This is a genomic window from Roseibium sp., assembly GCF_050301095.1.
Lineage (GTDB): Bacteria > Pseudomonadota > Alphaproteobacteria > Rhizobiales > Stappiaceae > Roseibium.
In genome coordinates, this window is the sequence record NZ_JBNKYW010000114.1 from 1 (window position 1) to 16,223 (window position 16,223).

General features: G+C 61.1%; 14 protein-coding genes. 11 read left to right on the forward strand and 3 right to left on the reverse strand.

What is annotated here, in order from left to right; all coding sequences use genetic code 11:
* From ACQY7U_RS10150 to ACQY7U_RS10165, 4 genes are all read left to right on the forward strand, one after another.
* Nucleotides 1-851: aldehyde dehydrogenase family protein (locus ACQY7U_RS10150; RefSeq protein ID WP_428644075.1), on the forward strand; the 851-nt coding region annotated here is incomplete at its 5' end.
* Between the two features lie 137 nt (nucleotides 852-988).
* Nucleotides 989-2,341: a (R)-1-hydroxy-2-aminoethylphosphonate ammonia-lyase gene (gene pbfA / locus ACQY7U_RS10155; RefSeq protein WP_428644076.1), complete on the forward strand. Its 1,353-nt coding sequence runs from the start codon at nucleotides 989-991 to the stop codon at nucleotides 2,339-2,341.
* Nucleotides 2,338-3,177 carry an EamA family transporter gene (locus ACQY7U_RS10160; protein ID WP_428644078.1) on the forward strand — a complete coding sequence of 280 codons (840 nt, stop codon included), beginning with the start codon at nucleotides 2,338-2,340 and terminating at the stop codon, nucleotides 3,175-3,177. Before pbfA ends, ACQY7U_RS10160 begins: the two co-directional genes overlap by 4 nt.
* Before the next feature lie 18 nt (nucleotides 3,178-3,195).
* Nucleotides 3,196-4,209 carry a C-terminal binding protein gene (locus ACQY7U_RS10165; RefSeq protein ID WP_428644079.1) on the forward strand — a complete coding sequence of 338 codons (1,014 nt, stop codon included), beginning with the start codon at nucleotides 3,196-3,198 and terminating at the stop codon, nucleotides 4,207-4,209.
* A 94-nt stretch (nucleotides 4,210-4,303) separates the two neighbouring features.
* Here the strand turns inward: ACQY7U_RS10165 and ACQY7U_RS10170 are convergent, their stop codons facing one another.
* From ACQY7U_RS10170 to ACQY7U_RS10180, 3 genes are all read right to left on the reverse strand, one after another.
* Complete coding sequence (locus tag ACQY7U_RS10170; protein ID WP_428644081.1) at nucleotides 4,304-4,756, reverse strand: cupin domain-containing protein; 453 nt, start codon at nucleotides 4,754-4,756, stop codon at nucleotides 4,304-4,306.
* A 91-nt stretch (nucleotides 4,757-4,847) separates the two neighbouring features.
* Nucleotides 4,848-5,156 carry a monooxygenase gene (locus ACQY7U_RS10175; RefSeq protein WP_428644083.1) on the reverse strand — a complete coding sequence of 103 codons (309 nt, stop codon included), beginning with the start codon at nucleotides 5,154-5,156 and terminating at the stop codon, nucleotides 4,848-4,850.
* Nucleotides 5,157-5,198: 42 nt separating this feature from the next.
* On the reverse strand, nucleotides 5,199-5,918 hold the full coding sequence (locus ACQY7U_RS10180) for a DsbA family protein (RefSeq protein ID WP_428644084.1): 720 nt from the start codon (nucleotides 5,916-5,918) through the stop codon (nucleotides 5,199-5,201).
* 118 nt (nucleotides 5,919-6,036) lie between these two features.
* Here ACQY7U_RS10180 and ACQY7U_RS10185 point away from each other — a divergent pair, with 118 nt between their 5' ends.
* From ACQY7U_RS10185 to ACQY7U_RS10215, 7 genes are all read left to right on the forward strand, one after another.
* Entirely contained in the window at nucleotides 6,037-6,951 is a 915-nt protein-coding gene (locus ACQY7U_RS10185) for a LysR family transcriptional regulator (RefSeq protein WP_428644086.1), read from the forward strand.
* A 130-nt stretch (nucleotides 6,952-7,081) separates the two neighbouring features.
* Nucleotides 7,082-7,834 carry a DeoR/GlpR family DNA-binding transcription regulator gene (locus ACQY7U_RS10190; protein ID WP_428644089.1) on the forward strand — a complete coding sequence of 251 codons (753 nt, stop codon included), beginning with the start codon at nucleotides 7,082-7,084 and terminating at the stop codon, nucleotides 7,832-7,834.
* A gap of 199 nt (nucleotides 7,835-8,033) precedes the next feature.
* Nucleotides 8,034-10,490, forward strand: a complete 2,457-nt coding sequence (locus ACQY7U_RS10195) for a GcvT family protein (RefSeq protein WP_428644090.1) — start codon at nucleotides 8,034-8,036, stop codon at nucleotides 10,488-10,490.
* A 322-nt stretch (nucleotides 10,491-10,812) separates the two neighbouring features.
* A complete protein-coding gene (locus ACQY7U_RS10200; RefSeq protein ID WP_428644092.1) occupies nucleotides 10,813-11,607 on the forward strand; it encodes a DeoR/GlpR family DNA-binding transcription regulator in 795 nt (264 codons plus the stop codon).
* Nucleotides 11,608-11,863: 256 nt separating this feature from the next.
* The gene (locus tag ACQY7U_RS10205) at nucleotides 11,864-12,883 is read left to right on the forward strand and encodes a putative 2-aminoethylphosphonate ABC transporter substrate-binding protein (protein ID WP_428644094.1); all 1,020 of its coding nucleotides are present in this window, start codon (nucleotides 11,864-11,866) and stop codon (nucleotides 12,881-12,883) included.
* 80 nt (nucleotides 12,884-12,963) lie between these two features.
* The gene (locus ACQY7U_RS10210; RefSeq protein ID WP_428644096.1) at nucleotides 12,964-14,109 is read left to right on the forward strand and encodes a putative 2-aminoethylphosphonate ABC transporter ATP-binding protein; all 1,146 of its coding nucleotides are present in this window, start codon (nucleotides 12,964-12,966) and stop codon (nucleotides 14,107-14,109) included.
* Complete coding sequence (locus ACQY7U_RS10215; protein WP_428644098.1) at nucleotides 14,106-16,127, forward strand: putative 2-aminoethylphosphonate ABC transporter permease subunit; 2,022 nt, start codon at nucleotides 14,106-14,108, stop codon at nucleotides 16,125-16,127. Before ACQY7U_RS10210 ends, ACQY7U_RS10215 begins: the two co-directional genes overlap by 4 nt.
* The last annotated feature ends 96 nt before the right edge of the window (nucleotides 16,128-16,223 follow it).

The following is a 16,223-nucleotide window of genomic DNA, read 5'->3' on the forward strand; positions in this document are numbered from 1 at the left end:
CGGAGATGTTCCAGGTGGTGACCGGCTGGCCGAAGGACATCGGCGACGAGATGATCCTGAACGAGAACATCGACATCATCACCTTCACCGGCGGCGTGCCGGTCGGCAAGATGATCGCCCGGAAGGCCGGCTACAAGCGCACCGTGCTCGAACTCGGTGGCAACGACCCGCTGATCGTTCTGAACGACCTGTCCGACGAGGATTTGGAAAAGGCGGCCACCATCGCCGTTGCCGGGGCAACCGGGAACTCCGGCCAGCGCTGCACGGCGGTGAAACGCATTCTCGTACAGGAAAGCGTGGCCGACCGTTTCGTGCCGATGGTCCTGGAAAAGGCCAAGGCGATCCGGTTCGGCGATCCGATGGATCCGGAAACGCAGCTCGGCTGCGTGGTTCATGCCCAGGCCGCCGAACTCTTCGAAAAGCGCGTCTTGATGGCTGCCGAACAGGGCGCAGAGATCCTCTACCACCCCGGCCGCAACGGCGCCCTGCTCCCGCCGATCGTCGTCGACAAGGTGCCGCACGACAGCGAACTGGTGATGGAAGAGACCTTCGGTCCGATCGTTCCGATCGTCCGGGTTCCGGACAATGACGAAGAGGTCATGGCGATTTCCAACTCGACCGAGTTCGGCCTGAGTTCGGGCGTGTGCACCAACGACCTCAACCGGGCGATTGCCTACATCGACGGGCTCAACGTCGGCACCTGCAACATCTGGGAGCAACCCGGCTACCGCATCGAGATGTCGCCCTTCGGCGGCATCAAGGACAGCGGCAACGCCGTCAAGGAAGGCGTTCAGGAGGCCATGAAGTTCTTCACCAACGTCAAGACCTACTCCCTGCCCTGGCCACGCTGACCCCATCGCAGCGACCACGATCCGGAGCCGGACATCGAAACGGATGACCCGGCTCCGGATAACTCTCTCGCGGAGCGAGAGCTCATCGGACTTCAGCGGCCTCCCCTGCCGCCTTTTTATGAACTCAAGGACAGGCCATGGCGCAGATCGTTCACACAGAAGGCGAATCCAATACGTCCGGCGCCCGCAAGGCCTGGCTTGAGAAGTCCATCGGCCCCAACTCCGCACCGCTCCTGAAGCGCGACGCGGATGCCTTCCTGCACCAGTCGCTGTCCTCGCCTTGCGTGTCGACCATCGCCAAGGCAGAAGGCATCTGGATCGAGGACATGGACGGGCGCCGCTACATGGATTTCCATGGCAATTCGGTGCACCACATCGGCTATGGCCATCCGCGCCTGATCGAGGCGATCAAGGCTCAGCTCGACGACCTGCCCTTTTCGCCGCGCCGCTTCACCAACGATCCGGCCGTGGAACTTGCCGAAAAACTTGGCGAGATCGCGCCCGGCGACCTCCGCAAGGTGCTGTTCACGACCGGCGGGTCGGATGCCAACGAAGTGGCGCTCAAGATCGCCCGTGCGGCAACGAAGCGGTTCAAGACCGTCAGCTTCTGGGATGCCTTCCATGGCGCCGGCTTTGGAGCTGCCAGCGTCGGCGGCGAAGCCACCTTCCGCAGCCATATCGCCGGCCCCTTGCTGCCGGGCACCGAACACGTGGCGCCCTTTGCCTGCTACCGCTGCCCCTACAACCATCCGGGGCCGGAAACCTGCGGCCTTGCCTGTGCAAAAATGGTCGACTTCGTCCTGGAGCGCGAGGGCGATGTGGCGGCCGTCATCGCCGAGCCGATGCGCGCCGTGCCCTACGTCCCGCCCCCCGGTTTCTGGAAAGCGGTGCGCGAGGCCTGCAACCGCCGGGGCGCGCTTTTGATCATGGACGAAATCCCGACCGGCCTCGGCAAGACGGGGCGCATGTTCGCCTTCGAACACGACGAGATCATTCCGGACATTGTCACCGTCGGCAAGGCGCTCGGCGGCGGCATCCTGCCGATTGCCGCCTGTGTTGCGCGTGAGGATCTGGACGTCTGCGGTGATTTTGCCATCGGCCACTACACCCATGAAAAGAACCCGGTGACCGCCCGGGCTGCCCTGACCACGATAAAGATCATCAAGGAAGAAGGTCTAGTCGAACGCTCCGCCGAACTCGGCGATCATGCCATGACGAGGCTGAACAGCGAGCTTCTGAACGTCGCCATCGTCGGCGACATCCGTGGCCGCGGGTTGATGTTCGGCATCGAGATCGTCGACGACCGGGCCGACAAGACCCCCGGCAACGCGCGGGCCGAGCGGATCTATTACGCCTGCCTCGAGGCAGGGCTGAGCTTCAAGATCAGCCAGGGTTGCGTGCTGACGCTGTCGCCTCCCCTGACGATTGCGGAGGAAGATCTGGACCGGGCGCTGGACATCGTGATCGGTGCGATCAAAGAGGCGGCGTGAGCACCACTGTCTTCCTGGTCGTTCTCGCGGCCGCGTTGTTTCACGCGGTCTGGAACGCCCTCGTCAAAGGCGCGGAAGATCGGACCGTCATGCTTGGTCTGATAGCCCTCGGGACTGTGCCTGCCGGGCTCATTCTCCTGGCGGTTTCTCCGGCATTGGAGACGGAGGTCTTGCCCTGGCTGGTGGCCTCCATGGTTGTACACTGGCTGTATTTCTGGTTGCTCAACAATGCCTATCGCCTCGGCGATCTCAGCCTGATTTATCCTGTTGCCCGCGGCGTCGCGCCCGTGATCGTGGCGTTGGCGGCCCAGATCTGGCTTGGAGAAGTCCTGCCGATCGGGACCTGGGCCGGTGTCGTTCTGGTCTCGATCGGTATCCTGGTTTTGGCGTGGAAGGCGTTTTCTGGCGCTCTGCCAAAGGCCGGGATATATGCGGCACTCGCGGTCGGTCTGTCGATAAGCACCTATACCCTGATCGACGGCATCGGCGTGCGCCTTTCAGGTCATTCCGGTGCCTATATCGGCTGGCTGTTCACGGCTGAACTACTGGTCGCCCTTTATATCTTGCCGACAAGGATGCACCGGGTTCGCGTTCTGTCGGCAAAACAACTCGTGCTCGGATTTGCCGGCGGTGTGGTTGCCAGTGCGGCTTACGGTCTTGTGCTTTATGCGAAGACCCTTGCTCCGCTCGGCCTTGTCAGCGCCTTGCGGGAAACGTCCGTCATCTTCGCAGCCCTGATCGGCGTGATCTTGTTTCACGAGGGGCCCAGGGGGCGGCGCATCATCGCGTCGATTGTTGTCACGGCAGGCATTGTAATGATCGGTGCAACAAGCTGAATTTATCAGGAGAGTTTCATGAAAATCGTTCGTACGGACCGGGAACTCAAAATGCCGATCGCAGACGCGGCCCTGCGGGACCTGGGGCACGAACTCGTCCTTTTGCCGGACGGCATTGCGGAAGCGGACCTGATCCGCGAGGTGGCCGATGCCGATCTTCTGCTCATGTGCTACACGCCGGTCACGCGCAAGGTGATCGAAGCGGCCCCCAAGCTGCGCGGCATCGTGAAATACGGTGTCGGCATCGACGCGATCGACATTCCCGCGGCCATCGAACACAAGATTCCGGTCGTCAACATCCCCGAATACGCGGAAGAGACCGTTGCCGAAGGCGCCTTCGCCCTGATGATCGCGCTGGCAAAGCGCCTGCCGGCTCTCGGCCGCGTGATGCAAAGCGAAGGCTGGGCCTGGCCGGAACCGGCCTGGATCGGGCGTGATCTGGCGGAAAGCACGGTCGGCATCATCGGTCTGGGCAAGATCGGCCGCAGCATGGCCCGCATGGCAGGCGCCGGTTTCCGTGCGCGTGTCGTTGCGTACAATCCCGGCATGCCGGCGGAAGAGATGGCCGTCCATGGCGCGGAAAAGTGCGAAACTTTGCAGGAACTGCTCGAACAGTCCGATTTCGTGACGATCCACGCGGTCCTGAACGACAGCACCCGGCACCTGATCGGCGAAGCGGAACTCAAGGCGATGAAGCCGACAGCCGCCCTGATCAACGTGTCCCGCGGCGCCATCATCGACGAGGTGGCGCTGATCAAGGCTCTTGATGAAGGCTGGATCGCGGGCGCGGGACTGGACGTCTTTTCGCAGGAGCCTCTGGCGCTGGAAAACCATCCGCTGAGTGCGCTGTTCGGACGGGCGAACGTGATCCTCACCCCGCACCTGACCTTTTACACGGAAGAGGCGATGGCGCGGCTGGAAGCGGAAACGCTGGAGCGGTGCCGAGAACTGCTGGACGGGCGCCCTGTCCAGATCAAGTCGCAGGATCCGCGCTTGCGGGCCCAGGTCTCGGGTGTGCAGTTTTCCGGCTGACGCCGAAAACACCCGCCAGTGCCAGACAGTCAGTGTTGCAGGCGCGGCGAACATTTCGAGAATACCCGCACCCTTAAGGATGCGGGCGTCCTGGTCAGTCGTTGGCTTCCGGCGGCAGGAAGTCGACCTCATGCTCGGCCGAGACCCGGACGACCGCCTCGACGTCGGTCATGTCGTGAAGCACCTCGAACAGGGCCGGCAGCTTGCGCGCAGGCGATACCCAGAAGAGGGCGCGTGCGGGCTTGTCGGACTTGTTGAAATAGCCGTGCGGAATACCGCGCGGCATGCGCACGAGATCACCGGCCTTGGCCGTCGTCCATTCGCCGTCGAGCTTCAGTTCCAGCTCGCCTTCCTGAACGAGGATGAATTCGTCCTGGGTAGGATGGATATGCACGGGCACGAATTGCCCGGGTTCGGAGTTGGTTTCAAATGCAAACGTCGTTTCACAGGATGCTTTCGGGAAATACTTCTGGCCCAGGATGTTCCATTCCACCCCGTCATAGCCGGTGCCGCTGCGGGTGATCCCGCCTTCCAGGTCCTTGCTCATCTTCCATTCTCCTCCTCTGCTTGTTTGTTTCCGAGTAGCTTCCGGGCTTCCTCTTCACCTGCCTGATCACGGGTTCCGCGGCCCGCTCATGTCAGCCTTTGCCGGTAAATCGTGTGATGCCGGACAGGCTCTCGTTGATCTGAAACTGGTGGTGGACGATGCCGGACACTCCGAAGGCTTCGAGCCGTTCCAGATGCTTGGCGGCGTAGTTCCGGGCAGCTTCCCCGGTCTCGAACAGATAGACGCCACCGGCGCGGCCGGTATCCGGGTTTTCGGTCCAGATCTTCCAGATCAGGCCGGGCTCACCGGCAATGTCCGCGGAAAGGTCAGCCATCGCCGCGGCAAGATCCTCTCCCCAGGGCCCGTTGAACGGGAAGTCCACCTGAAATACTACCGGCATACCGGTCTCCTCTCTGTCTTGTTTGCTCATGATCCCCATGGCTCAACCGGCACCGAGCGCCTTCAGCCGCGCGGTCAGTTGCGGCAAGGGGGCGTATCCTTCCGAAACGGGGTGCACATCGTCCCGGTCCTGAAGGACGATCGTGGGAAAACCTCGAATGCCGAGTTGCCGGACCATTCGGAAATCGCGCAGGGTCTCAGAGGTCGCTTCGGGCGACCGGAAACGGTCTTCAAAGGTTTTCACCTCCAGCCCGACCGAAACACAGATATCCTCATAGAATTCCAGTTCCTTCGGATCATCGCCGCCGACATAGAACTTCCGCTGCACTGCGGAGAAAAAACGCAGTTCCCTGCCGCATGAATCCGGCTGGCCTTCCAGCATCGAGCGTGCGGTGACCACGGCCCGGCAGGCCGGCTCGGTGTCGTAATTGAAATGTTCCCGCTCCAGCAGCCGATAGCCGAATGGCTGACCGGTCCTCGCGGCAATGGTTTGCCACTCGTTGCGCAGGAATGTCCTGAAGGCTTCGTTCCACGGATCGCCGCCTCCCGGACGCAGCCCTCCCATCAGCAGGCGGAACCCGATGTCATGCTGCGTGCACCATTCGGCCAGGTCGCTGACGACGGGTGACATGCCCCAGCACCACGAACACATCGGATCGCCGGCATAGGTGACGAGTATATTTTGGACGGTCTCCGGCGCGTGGCGGTCGCTGTCTTCCCCGACAAGACAGGTGCCGGTTTCGGGGTCGCATTTCAGGGTCACGGCAACACACGCTCCAGTTTCCGATTGCAAGAACCTTCACACCGGAAGGTGACTTGGACAATTGGTTGAAATCCGGTTTTACTGTGCAATAAAGTTTATCAATGTGGAGACCGCGCGCATGGACAAGCTGACGGCAATGCGGACCTTCGTTGCCGCCGCGCAATCCGGCAGCTTCACGGCCGCCGCCCGGCTGCTCGGCGTTCCCAGGACGCGGGTGTCGCAACGCATACAGGATCTGGAGGCGGCGCTGTCGATCCGGCTGTTTCACCGGTCCACCCGTGTCATCTCCCTCACCGAGGAAGGCGCCGGCTACCTCGACCGGTGCACGGCCATCCTGGAAGAAATCGACTCGGTCGAGCAGACACTCGGCACGCTTGGCGGCACTCCCGCCGGTCAGCTACGGGTCACCTGTCTCAGCCTTGTCGCCCGGGCCTTCATCCTGCCGCGCCTGCATGAGTTCCTGGAGGCCTACCCCGGGATCAGTGTCAGCCTTTCGGTCTCCGACCAGATCGCGAACATGAACAAGATGGGGTTCGATTGTGCCATACGCGGCGGCCGCAGCGACGACTCGACCCTTATTTCGCGCCACATCTGCGACACGTCCTTCCGCCTGTTCGCCGCGCCGAACCACCTCGCACGCATCGGCCCGCTTGAAACCCCCACGGATCTGGCAGAAGCGGCCCTCATCAAGACCCTCGGGCAGACGGATGGCCTTGTGCGGCACTGGCACCTGGACGGACCGGGAGGCGTGTTTCACGAGACAAGCCCGCCGCGACTGGTGACGGACGACGATCAGGCAACCCTTGATGCCGCCCTCGGGGAAATCGGCATCGCCCTTTGCCCCGACTTTGCCGCGGCCCCCTATCTGAAAACGGGCCGGCTGGTTCCGGTATTGCCGAATTGGTCCGCGCCTGCGCGCGGCCTCTTCTTCATCTACCCGAGCAAGAAATATGTTCCCGCCAAACTGAAATGCTTCATCGACTGGACTGTCTCGATAACCCGGGGGCCCATCGAGGAAGCAGGTTCTCTGTAGCAGCAGGAATAGGAAGCGATCTGTTGGCTGGTTCCGAACAAGGATCTGCGTTTCGCCGGACGACGCCGGCCTCTTGCAGAACTTGGCAAAGGTTGGCAAGTTCGCCGCAATCGGAAAGGAACCCGCCCGCATGCTGCCCGACGAACGATATGCCGTCATTCTCGATGAAGTGGCCCGGCAACCGGCGGTGTCCATCCGCTCCCTGACGGAGCGGCTGGGGGTCTCGCGCGAAACCGTGCGCAAGGACATCGAGACGCTGGCCAAACAGGGCAAGCTGGCGCAGATCCGGGGCGGCGCAACGCCGATCGTCACGCAGGAAGCCCCGATTTCCGACCGGGTGCTTCGCAACGCCGCCGGCAAATCCAGGATCGCCGCGCTTGTGGCGGCGATGATACCGGACAATGCCTCCCTCATCATCGACAACGGGTCTTCGACGCTGGAAGTTGCCAGAGCGCTGAGCCGGCGGCACCAGGGGCTCTATGTCTATACCAACGATCTGAAACTGGCCGAGCTGATTGGCCCCGCCTGCCGGGAAGTCGTCGTTCTGGGCGGGCGCCTCGATCTGGCCGAAAGCGCGACCTTTGGAGTCGAGGTCATCGAGAACCTGTCGCGCTATCGCGCCGAATTCGCGCTCATCAGCGCGGGCGGCCTCAGCGCCCGGGCGGGGTTTACCGATTTCTCGCGCGAGGCCGCGGACCTTAGAGCCCGCATGCTCGAACAGGCGGAAACACCGATGATCCTGGCGGACCATTCCAAGTTCGGCGTGATCGGCCAGGTCGTCATGCCGGAAGCACCACCGGGTACCATTCTCGTGACGGACGAACGTCCGGATGGTGATATCCTGCGTGCGCTCAAAAACACCGAACTTCAGGTCGCGCGGTAGGTCTTTCCTTCTCCCTCAGAATCCAGACCACCATTTTGCTTAGAAAAGCCGTGGGCACTCCCCTGCCCTTTTGTTTGCCGGTCCGCATGCAGGTCATGACGCGATATCTTACCTTTGCAAAATTACGAAAAGATTTGCCAAGTTTTGCAAAGTATGAAACTCTGCCGCCAAGATCCCCTCTTGTCGCGGAGTGCATTACATGGCCGAAACAAACCTTCCGGAAAGAACGCAATATGTGATTGTCGGCGGCGGTATCGTCGGATGCTCGGTCGCCTATCATCTGGCCAAGATGGGCCATACCGATATCGTTCTGCTGGAACAGGGGCAGCTCAGCTGCGGCACGACCTGGCATGCCGCCGGGCTGGTCGGGCAGCTGCGCAGCACCCCCGCGATGACCAACCTCATTCGTTATTCGACGCAACTTTATTCCGAGCTTGAAGCAGAGACCGGCCTTGCCACCGGCTGGACGGAATGCGGGTCGGTGACCGTTGCGCGAACCGACGACCGCATGACCATGCTGCTGCGCACCGCGGCGGCCGCCCGGGCGCAGGGCGTGGAGGTGGAAGTGATCACGCCGGAGGAGGCGCGGGAAAAATGGCCGGTGATGCAGGTCGAGGACCTGAAGGGCGGCCTCTGGATGCCCGGCGACGGCAAGGCCAACGCCACCGACCTGACCCAGTCTCTCGCCAGAGGGGCACGTATGCGCGGTGCCCGCATTATCGAGGGTATCAAGGTCACGGACATCCTGACAGACAAGGGCCGGGTGAGCGGCGTTGCCACCGATCGCGGACGCATCGAGGCGGAAGTGGTCATCAACTGCGCCGGCCAATGGGCGCGCAATATAGGCAAGATGTGCGGCGTCAGCGTGCCCCTGCACTCCGCCGAGCACATGTACATCGTCACCGAACAGATCGATGGCATTGCCCCCGACCTTCCGGTTCTGCGCGACCCGGACGGTTACATCTATTTCAAGGAGGAAACCGGCGGCCTGGTCATGGGCGGCTTCGAGCCGGAAGCCAAGCCCTGGGGCATGAACGGCATTCCCGACAACTTCTTCTTCCAGCTGCTGCCCGACAACTGGGAGCAGTTCGAAATCCTGCTGGAAAACGCCCTGATCCGAGTTCCGCAGATGGCCGAGACCGGCGTGCGCAAATTTTATAATGGCCCGGAGAGCTTTACGCCGGACAACAACTACCTTTTGGGCGAGGCTCCGGAGCTGAAGAACTTCTTCGTCGGCGCCGGCTTCAATTCCATGGGGATCGCCAGCGCGGGCGGCGCCGGACGGGCGCTCGCCGAATGGATCGTCGAGGGCGCACCGACCATGGATCTCTTTGCCGTCGACATCCGCCGGTTCGCCGGGTTCAACAACAATCCCTCATGGCTGCACGACCGGGTCAAGGAGGTGCTGGGCCTGCACTACGCCATGCCCTGGCCGAACCGGGAACTCGACAGTGCCCGCCCCTTCCGCCGCTCACCGCTCTACGACCGGCTGGCGGCGAAGAACGCGGTTTTCGGCTCCAAGATGGGCTGGGAGCGGGCCAATTATTTTGCCGCCGCCCCCGGCGAAGGGATCGACTACAGTTTCGGCCGCCAGAACTGGCACGAGGCCGTGGCCGCCGAACACAGGGCCGTCCGCGAAGGTGTGGCGCTGTTCGATCAGAGTTCTTTCGCCAAACTGCTGGTCCAGGGACGCGATGCCTGCAGGGAGCTCAACCGGATCTGTGCCGGAAATGTCGACGTTGAAATCGGCAAGACCGTCTATACCGGTCTGCTGAATATAAGGGGCGGCTATGAGAGCGACCTGACGGTTCTGCGCCTGAAGACCGACGAATTCCTGCTGATCACAGGTTCGGCCCAAGCCGTCAGGGACGCGGACTGGCTTCGAAAGAACTTCGATGAAAGCGCCCATGTCTTCCTGACCGACGTCACGAGCTCGTGGGCCGTTCTCGCCCTGATGGGCCCTAAGTCGCGCGAGGTTCTGGCCAAGGTCACCAAGACCGACCTTTCCAACGAAGCCTTTCCCTTCGCAACTGTGCAGTCGATCGACCTCGGCTACGCAACCGTTCTGGCAAACCGGATGACCTACGTCGGCGAACTCGGCTGGGAACTGATCGTTCCGGTGGAATTCGCGGTTGGGGTCTACGAAGATCTTATGCGCGCGGGCGAAACCCACGGCATTCGCGATGCCGGTTACTACGCCCTTGAGGGCCTGCGCCTCGAAAAAGGCTTCCGGGCCTGGAGCCGGGAATTGACGCCGGACATCACCCCCTTGCAGGCGGGGCTTACCTTTGCCGTCGACTTCGACAAGCCGGGAGGCTTTATCGGCAGGGAGGCACTTTTGGCCGCCAAATCGGATCCGGATCACCTCAAGACCCGGATCGTCCAGATGGTGCTGAAAGACGGCGGAGCGCAACTCTGGGGCGGTGAAGCGGTCCTGTGTGACGGCAGGGAAATCGGTGAGGTCCGCTCCGCGGCCTATGGGCACACGCTGAAAGCGGCGACCGCCCTGGTTCAGTTGCATGCGCCTGAGAGGGTCACGGCGGCCTTCCTTTCGCGACACATGTGGGAAATCGACCTTGCGGGAACGCGCCTGGAAGCAGAAGCCCACATCCGCACACCCTATGACCCGTCAGGCGAACGTCCGCGCAACGGATAGCCAGGCAACGCGGAGATCCGCGCAAGCCAGAACATTAGCTGGGTAAGGAAATTTCTCACTTGCCGCTTAGGATTACGCTTCCTGAGCGGCATAAAACGTGTTTCCATTCATCTGCCGGAGCACACGGGCCCAGCATCATAAGCTCAGCCTATGAAGTGGTAGACATAATCGACTTTTCTTGTGCTGAGAACATGCCAAACTGGCTGCTGGCGAAAGGGAACCGGGCACAAATGTGTGTTTTTGACCGGTTTCTGAAAAATGAATTGTGAAAGTGTGGAATTTGTGGGTTAATTACCGAAATGCGGGTCCTTTGAGCTGAAAAATGAACATTCACTCCCACAGAGAAGTTGAACTGTTGAACGTCTTGAGGCGGCTGGGAGGCTCGGCAAGGAACACGGATCTTGCCGTGGCACTGAATGTTTCGGAGGAAACGGTGCGCCGCGCCGTGAAAGCGTTGTCGGAAGGCGGCGCCGTCACCAGGGTGCATGGTGGCGTCTATCTTGTCGATGTCGAGGGCGACCCCAGCTTTTTCAGCCGCATCACACGGCACAAGAAGGAAAAACACCGGATCGCGGTAGCCGTTTCAGACTATGTGAAGGACGGCATGTGCCTGTTCCTGGACGTTGGAACAACAACCGCCTTCGTCGCCGAGGAGCTGCGCGGCCATTCCGATCTGACCATCGCGACGAACTCCTTAGGCGTTGCCCAGGCCCTGGCAAATCACAACGGCAACAAAGTGTACCTGCTCGGCGGTGAAATGCAGCAGGACGAGCGCGGCACATTCGGATCGCTGACGGAAGCGCAAACCAGAACCTTTGCTTTCGACCTGGCAATCCTGAGTGCCGATGCACTCTCCGCATCAGCCGGCTTCATGTTCTCCAATGCCAATGAAGCCCAGCTGGGGAAGGTTGCCGCCGAGGTGAGCGCGAAGGTGCTTATGGTCGTTGACCATTTCAAATTCGAGACGCGTGCTCCCCATCGCGGGATCGCTCCGGAGCAGGTCGACACGCTGGTTACCGATGCGCCGCCAGACGATGGCCTTGCACGGGTTTTGGCGGAAGCTGGGGTTAATATCGAACTTGCTGGACTGAGCCCGAAAGGGGGTGAGGATGGATGATGAACACGCCCTTGCCTGGCGGATGGCCGATAAACCCGCGCAGGAGGCGTGCGGGTTCACCTGTGGCTGTCCCGGCATTGAACGTTGAGCGGGTGAGCCCGTCATCAGTCGTTGGGGTGGAAACGAAAAAGCGATCGCTCACACAGTGAAGGGGTCGGCAAAATAAACTTTTTGGCACCGCTAACGTGCCAAACAGACCGCCGATAAAAGGAAACGCAGAGTTCCATTGTCGCGCGATATTGCAGAGGAGAACATGATGAAGAAAACAAAAGTACTTTTGGCGTCACTGGCGGCAAGTTTCGTGCTTGCAGGCTCCGCGGCCGCCGAAACGGAACTGACGGTCTATACCGCGGTCGAAGCGGAAGACCTTCAGCGCTACGCCGAAAAATTCAACGAAACCTATCCGGACATCAAGATCAACTGGGTGCGCGATTCCACCGGGATCATCACAGCCAAGTTGCTGGCCGAGCGTGACAACCCTCAGGCAGACGTGGTCTGGGGCCTGGCGGCGACCTCTCTGCTTCTCTTGAAATCCGAAGGCATGCTTGAGCCTTATGCTCCGGCAGGCGTGGGGGAACTCGACAAGAAGTTCGTCGACAAGGACAATCCGCCCGCATGGGTCGGAATGGACGCCTGGGTGGCTGCGGTCTGCTACAACACGGTCGAGGCCGAAAAGGCCGGGCTGAAGCCGCCGACCTCCTGGAAGGATCTGACCGACCCGATGTATGCCGGGAAGATCATCATGCCCAACCCGAATTCTTCCGGCACGGGCTTCCTCGACGTTTCCAGCTGGCTGCAGATGTTCGGCGAGGAAGGCGGCTGGGAATACATGGACGCGTTGCACGAGAACATTGCGCGCTACACCCATTCCGGCTCCAAGCCCTGCAAGCTGGCTGCGGCCGGTGAAATTCCGATCGGGATCTCCTTTGCATTCCGCGGTGCCAAGTCCAAGGCGGCAGGCGCACCTCTGGAAATCATCGTCCCGAGCGAGGGCGTGGGCTGGGACATGGAAGCCTCGGCCATCGTGGCGGGCACGGCCAATCTGGAAGCGGCACAGAAACTGCTCGACTTCTCGATCACCAAGGAAGCCAACGAAATGTACAACACGGGCTATGCCGTGGTGGCCTATCCGGGCATCGCCAAGCCGGTGGAACATTTCCCCGAAGGTCTCCTGGACGCGATGATCGACAACGACTTCGAGTTTGCAGCCAACAACCGCGCCGCCATCCTGAAGGAATGGCAGACACGCTACGACGGCAAGTCGGAAGCAAAGTAATCTCTGCGGAGGGCGGGGGCGTACGTGCCTCCGCCTTTCTTTTTTCCTTCAACTTACAAACTGCCGGATCCCGTAACGCCATGAAGCATTTTGACGTGAGGACACCTGCCGTGACCCATACCGACGCCCCTGGACAGTTCTATCTGAGTATCGAGAACCTCTGGAAAGCCTTCGGCGGGTTTCTGGCGCTAAAGGATATTTCGCTGGATATCAACGAAGGCGAGTTCATCTGCTTTCTTGGCCCCTCCGGCTGCGGCAAGACCACCTTGCTGCGCGCGATTGCCGGATTGGACCTGCAGACGCGGGGCACCGTGATGCAGGCGGGCAAGGACATTTCGAACCTGCCGCCTTCCGAACGCGATTTCGGCATCGTGTTTCAGTCCTATGCCCTGTTCCCGAACCTGACCATTGAAAAGAATATTGCGTTCGGACTTGAGAACACCGGGCGCAGCAAACCGGAAATCACCGCCCGGGTCGCGGAACTGCTCGAGCTGGTCGGACTGCCGGAACAGGGCAAGAAATACCCCGCGCAGCTTTCCGGCGGCCAGCAACAGCGCATCGCCCTGGCGCGTGCGATTGCCACCAAACCGGGCCTGCTGTTGCTTGACGAACCGCTCTCCGCGCTCGATGCCAAGGTGCGCGTGCACTTGCGCCACGAGATCAAGGAACTGCAGCGCAAGCTGGGGGTGACCACGGTCATGGTGACCCACGATCAGGAAGAAGCGCTCTCGATGGCGGACCGGATCGTCATCATGAACCATGGTGTGATCGAGCAGGTTGGCGCGCCGACCGAAATCTACCGCGAGCCCGCGAACCTCTTTGTCGCCGACTTCATCGGCGAAATGAACCAGATCCCTTCCATTGTCACCGAGGGAGGACGGCTGAGCGTCGGCGAGAAGTCGTTTGCCTGTCACGAGCATGGCTTCAAGGACGGGGAACCGGTGATCGCTGCCGTTCGTCCGGAAGACGTGATCCCTCACGAATTCGGATATGTGTCCAGCAACAACAACGACAACTGCATCGAAGTGCTGCTGCACCAGATGGAATTTCTAGGTTCCTTCTGGCGGTGCCGTTTGCAGAACGAACGCTTCGGCGACACCGAACTGTTTGCCGACTTTTCCATCAACGCCGTCCGCCGCCTTGACCTGGGCGAAGGCAAGAACATGGTGATCGAACTGCCGACCGACAGGCTGATGGCCTTTGCGCGTCCGGAGGCCAAGGCATGAGCGTACTCGATACCGCCCCGACCACGATGCCGGAAGGACCGGTTATCAAACCGAAACTCAGCCGCGACGACATCATCATGCGCGGCGGCATGATCGTGATCGCGCTCTACCTGGTTGTCAGCCTGGTTTTCCCGCTGTGGGTGATGTTGTCGAAATCCTTCTCGACCTACAAATTCGAGCTGTCCCACTACGAGTTCCAGGTCAGCAACGAGGCCGGCGCCTTCGACGGCACCATCCTGACCGGCGACCAGCTCAACGCCAAGGCGCAGGCCTATACCGAACCGGACCTGAGCGGAAGCTCGGACAGCCGGCTGGGCGTGACCAAGCTCTTCCCCGATTTCAGCTTCCGCAGCCCGGTCATGTACAAGGTCAGGAATGCGGTCGAGGGCGGCCGGTTCCTTGTCGGCTCGACGTTGCACGACACCACGGACTGGCTGGAACTGGACAGCAACACCTTCCGCCGTGTCCAGCTGCGTCCTGAGAAAGCTCGGGGCTTCGACAACTTCGTCAATTATTTCTCGACCCCTACCCTCTTCAAGTCGATCGAGAATTCTCTCATCATTTCGGTGATTTCCACCGTGGTCACCGTGACACTGGCCTTCTGGTTCGCCTATGCGCTCAACCGCAGCTGCATGCGGTTCAAGGGTGTCTTCCGCCTGATCGCGATGATGCCGATTCTGGTGCCCTCGCTCCTGCCCGGCATCGCGCTGGTCTATCTCTTCGGCAACCAGGGCCTGATCAAGGAGCTGCTGTTCGGGGCCTCGATCTACGGCCCCATAGGCATTGTCATCGGCTCGGTGTTCTTCACCTTCCCGCATGCCTTCATCATCATCTCGACGGCCCTGGCGATCTCCGATTCACGACTTTACGAAGCCGCAACTTCTCTGCGCTCGACGCCCTGGCGGACCTTCTGGACCGTCACCATTCCGGGCGCCCGCTACGGCCTTATCTCGGCCGCCTTTGTCGTCTTCAACCTCGTGATCACGGACTTCGGCCTGCCGAAGGTCATCGGCGGACAGTTCAACGTTCTGGCTGTCGACATCTACAAGCAGGTGATCGGCCAGCAGAACTTCGAAATGGGCGCCGTCGTGTCGGTGGTCCTCGTCGTTCCAGCCATCTTCGCCTTTGCCATCGACCGGCTCGTGCAGTCCAAGCAGGTCGCCCTGCTGTCGGCCCGCTCCGTGCCCTACTCCCCCTCCCCCAACCCGAAGATGGACCGCATCTTTCTGGCCTACGCCTCGCTTGTGGCCCTGTTCATCGTTGGCCTGCTGGCGATCTGCCAGTTCGCCGCCCTGGTGAAATTCTGGCCCTATGACCTGAGCATGAGCCTGAACAACTACCAGTTCGACAAGATGGACGGTGGCGGCTGGGAGTCCTATTTCAACTCGATCCAGCTGGCGCTTCTGACCGCGATCATCGGCACGGCCGTCGTCTTCTTCGGCGCCTATCTCGTTGAGAAAACGAGCGGCTTCAGAACCGGACGGTCCCTGTTCCAGATGTTCGCCATGCTGCCCATGGCCATTCCCGGCATGGTTCTGGGCCTCGCCTACATCTTTTTCTTCAACAACACGTCCAACCCGTTGCACGTGATCTACGGGACCATGGCGATCCTGGTGATCTGTACGGTGACCCACTTCTACACCGTATCGCATCTGACCGCCGTGACCGCCCTGAAGCAGATGGACCGCGAGTTCGAGAGCGTTTCGGCATCCCTGAAACAACCGACCATGAAGCTGTTCGCAAGGGTGACCGTACCGGTCTGCCTGCCCGCCGTTCTGGATATCTCCATCTACCTCTTCGTCAACGCCATGACGACGGTGTCGGCGGTGGTGTTCCTCTATTCGCCGAAGACCACCCTGGCGTCGATCGCCGTCCTGAACATGGATGATGCCGGCGACATCGCGCCGGCGGCGGCGATGGGGATGATGATCTTCTACACCAATGCGGCGGCGAGGATCCTGCACCTGATTGCCTCCAAAGGCATCCTCACCCGGACGCAGGCCTGGCGTAACCGCTAACCTCGGCAACGCTTTCCGGGCATTGCAGCCCGGACGCACTTTTTCACCGGGCAGACCCCACGTGGGATCTGCCCGGTTCCATATTTGCCTGTCATC

Coding starts and splice junctions, on each gene's coding strand:
- pbfA (WP_428644076.1), top strand. CDS start 989: ATGGCGCAGATCGTTCACACAGAAGGCGAATCCAATACGTCCGGCGCC.
- ACQY7U_RS10165 (WP_428644079.1), top strand. CDS start 3,196: ATGAAAATCGTTCGTACGGACCGGGAACTCAAAATGCCGATCGCAGAC.
- ACQY7U_RS10170 (WP_428644081.1), bottom strand. CDS start 4,756: ATGAGCAAGGACCTGGAAGGCGGGATCACCCGCAGCGGCACCGGCTAT.
- ACQY7U_RS10175 (WP_428644083.1), bottom strand. CDS start 5,156: ATGCCGGTAGTATTTCAGGTGGACTTCCCGTTCAACGGGCCCTGGGGA.
- ACQY7U_RS10185 (WP_428644086.1), top strand. CDS start 6,037: ATGGACAAGCTGACGGCAATGCGGACCTTCGTTGCCGCCGCGCAATCC.
- ACQY7U_RS10190 (WP_428644089.1), top strand. CDS start 7,082: ATGCTGCCCGACGAACGATATGCCGTCATTCTCGATGAAGTGGCCCGG.
- ACQY7U_RS10195 (WP_428644090.1), top strand. CDS start 8,034: ATGGCCGAAACAAACCTTCCGGAAAGAACGCAATATGTGATTGTCGGC.
- ACQY7U_RS10200 (WP_428644092.1), top strand. CDS start 10,813: ATGAACATTCACTCCCACAGAGAAGTTGAACTGTTGAACGTCTTGAGG.
- ACQY7U_RS10205 (WP_428644094.1), top strand. CDS start 11,864: ATGAAGAAAACAAAAGTACTTTTGGCGTCACTGGCGGCAAGTTTCGTG.
- ACQY7U_RS10210 (WP_428644096.1), top strand. CDS start 12,964: ATGAAGCATTTTGACGTGAGGACACCTGCCGTGACCCATACCGACGCC.
- ACQY7U_RS10215 (WP_428644098.1), top strand. CDS start 14,106: ATGAGCGTACTCGATACCGCCCCGACCACGATGCCGGAAGGACCGGTT.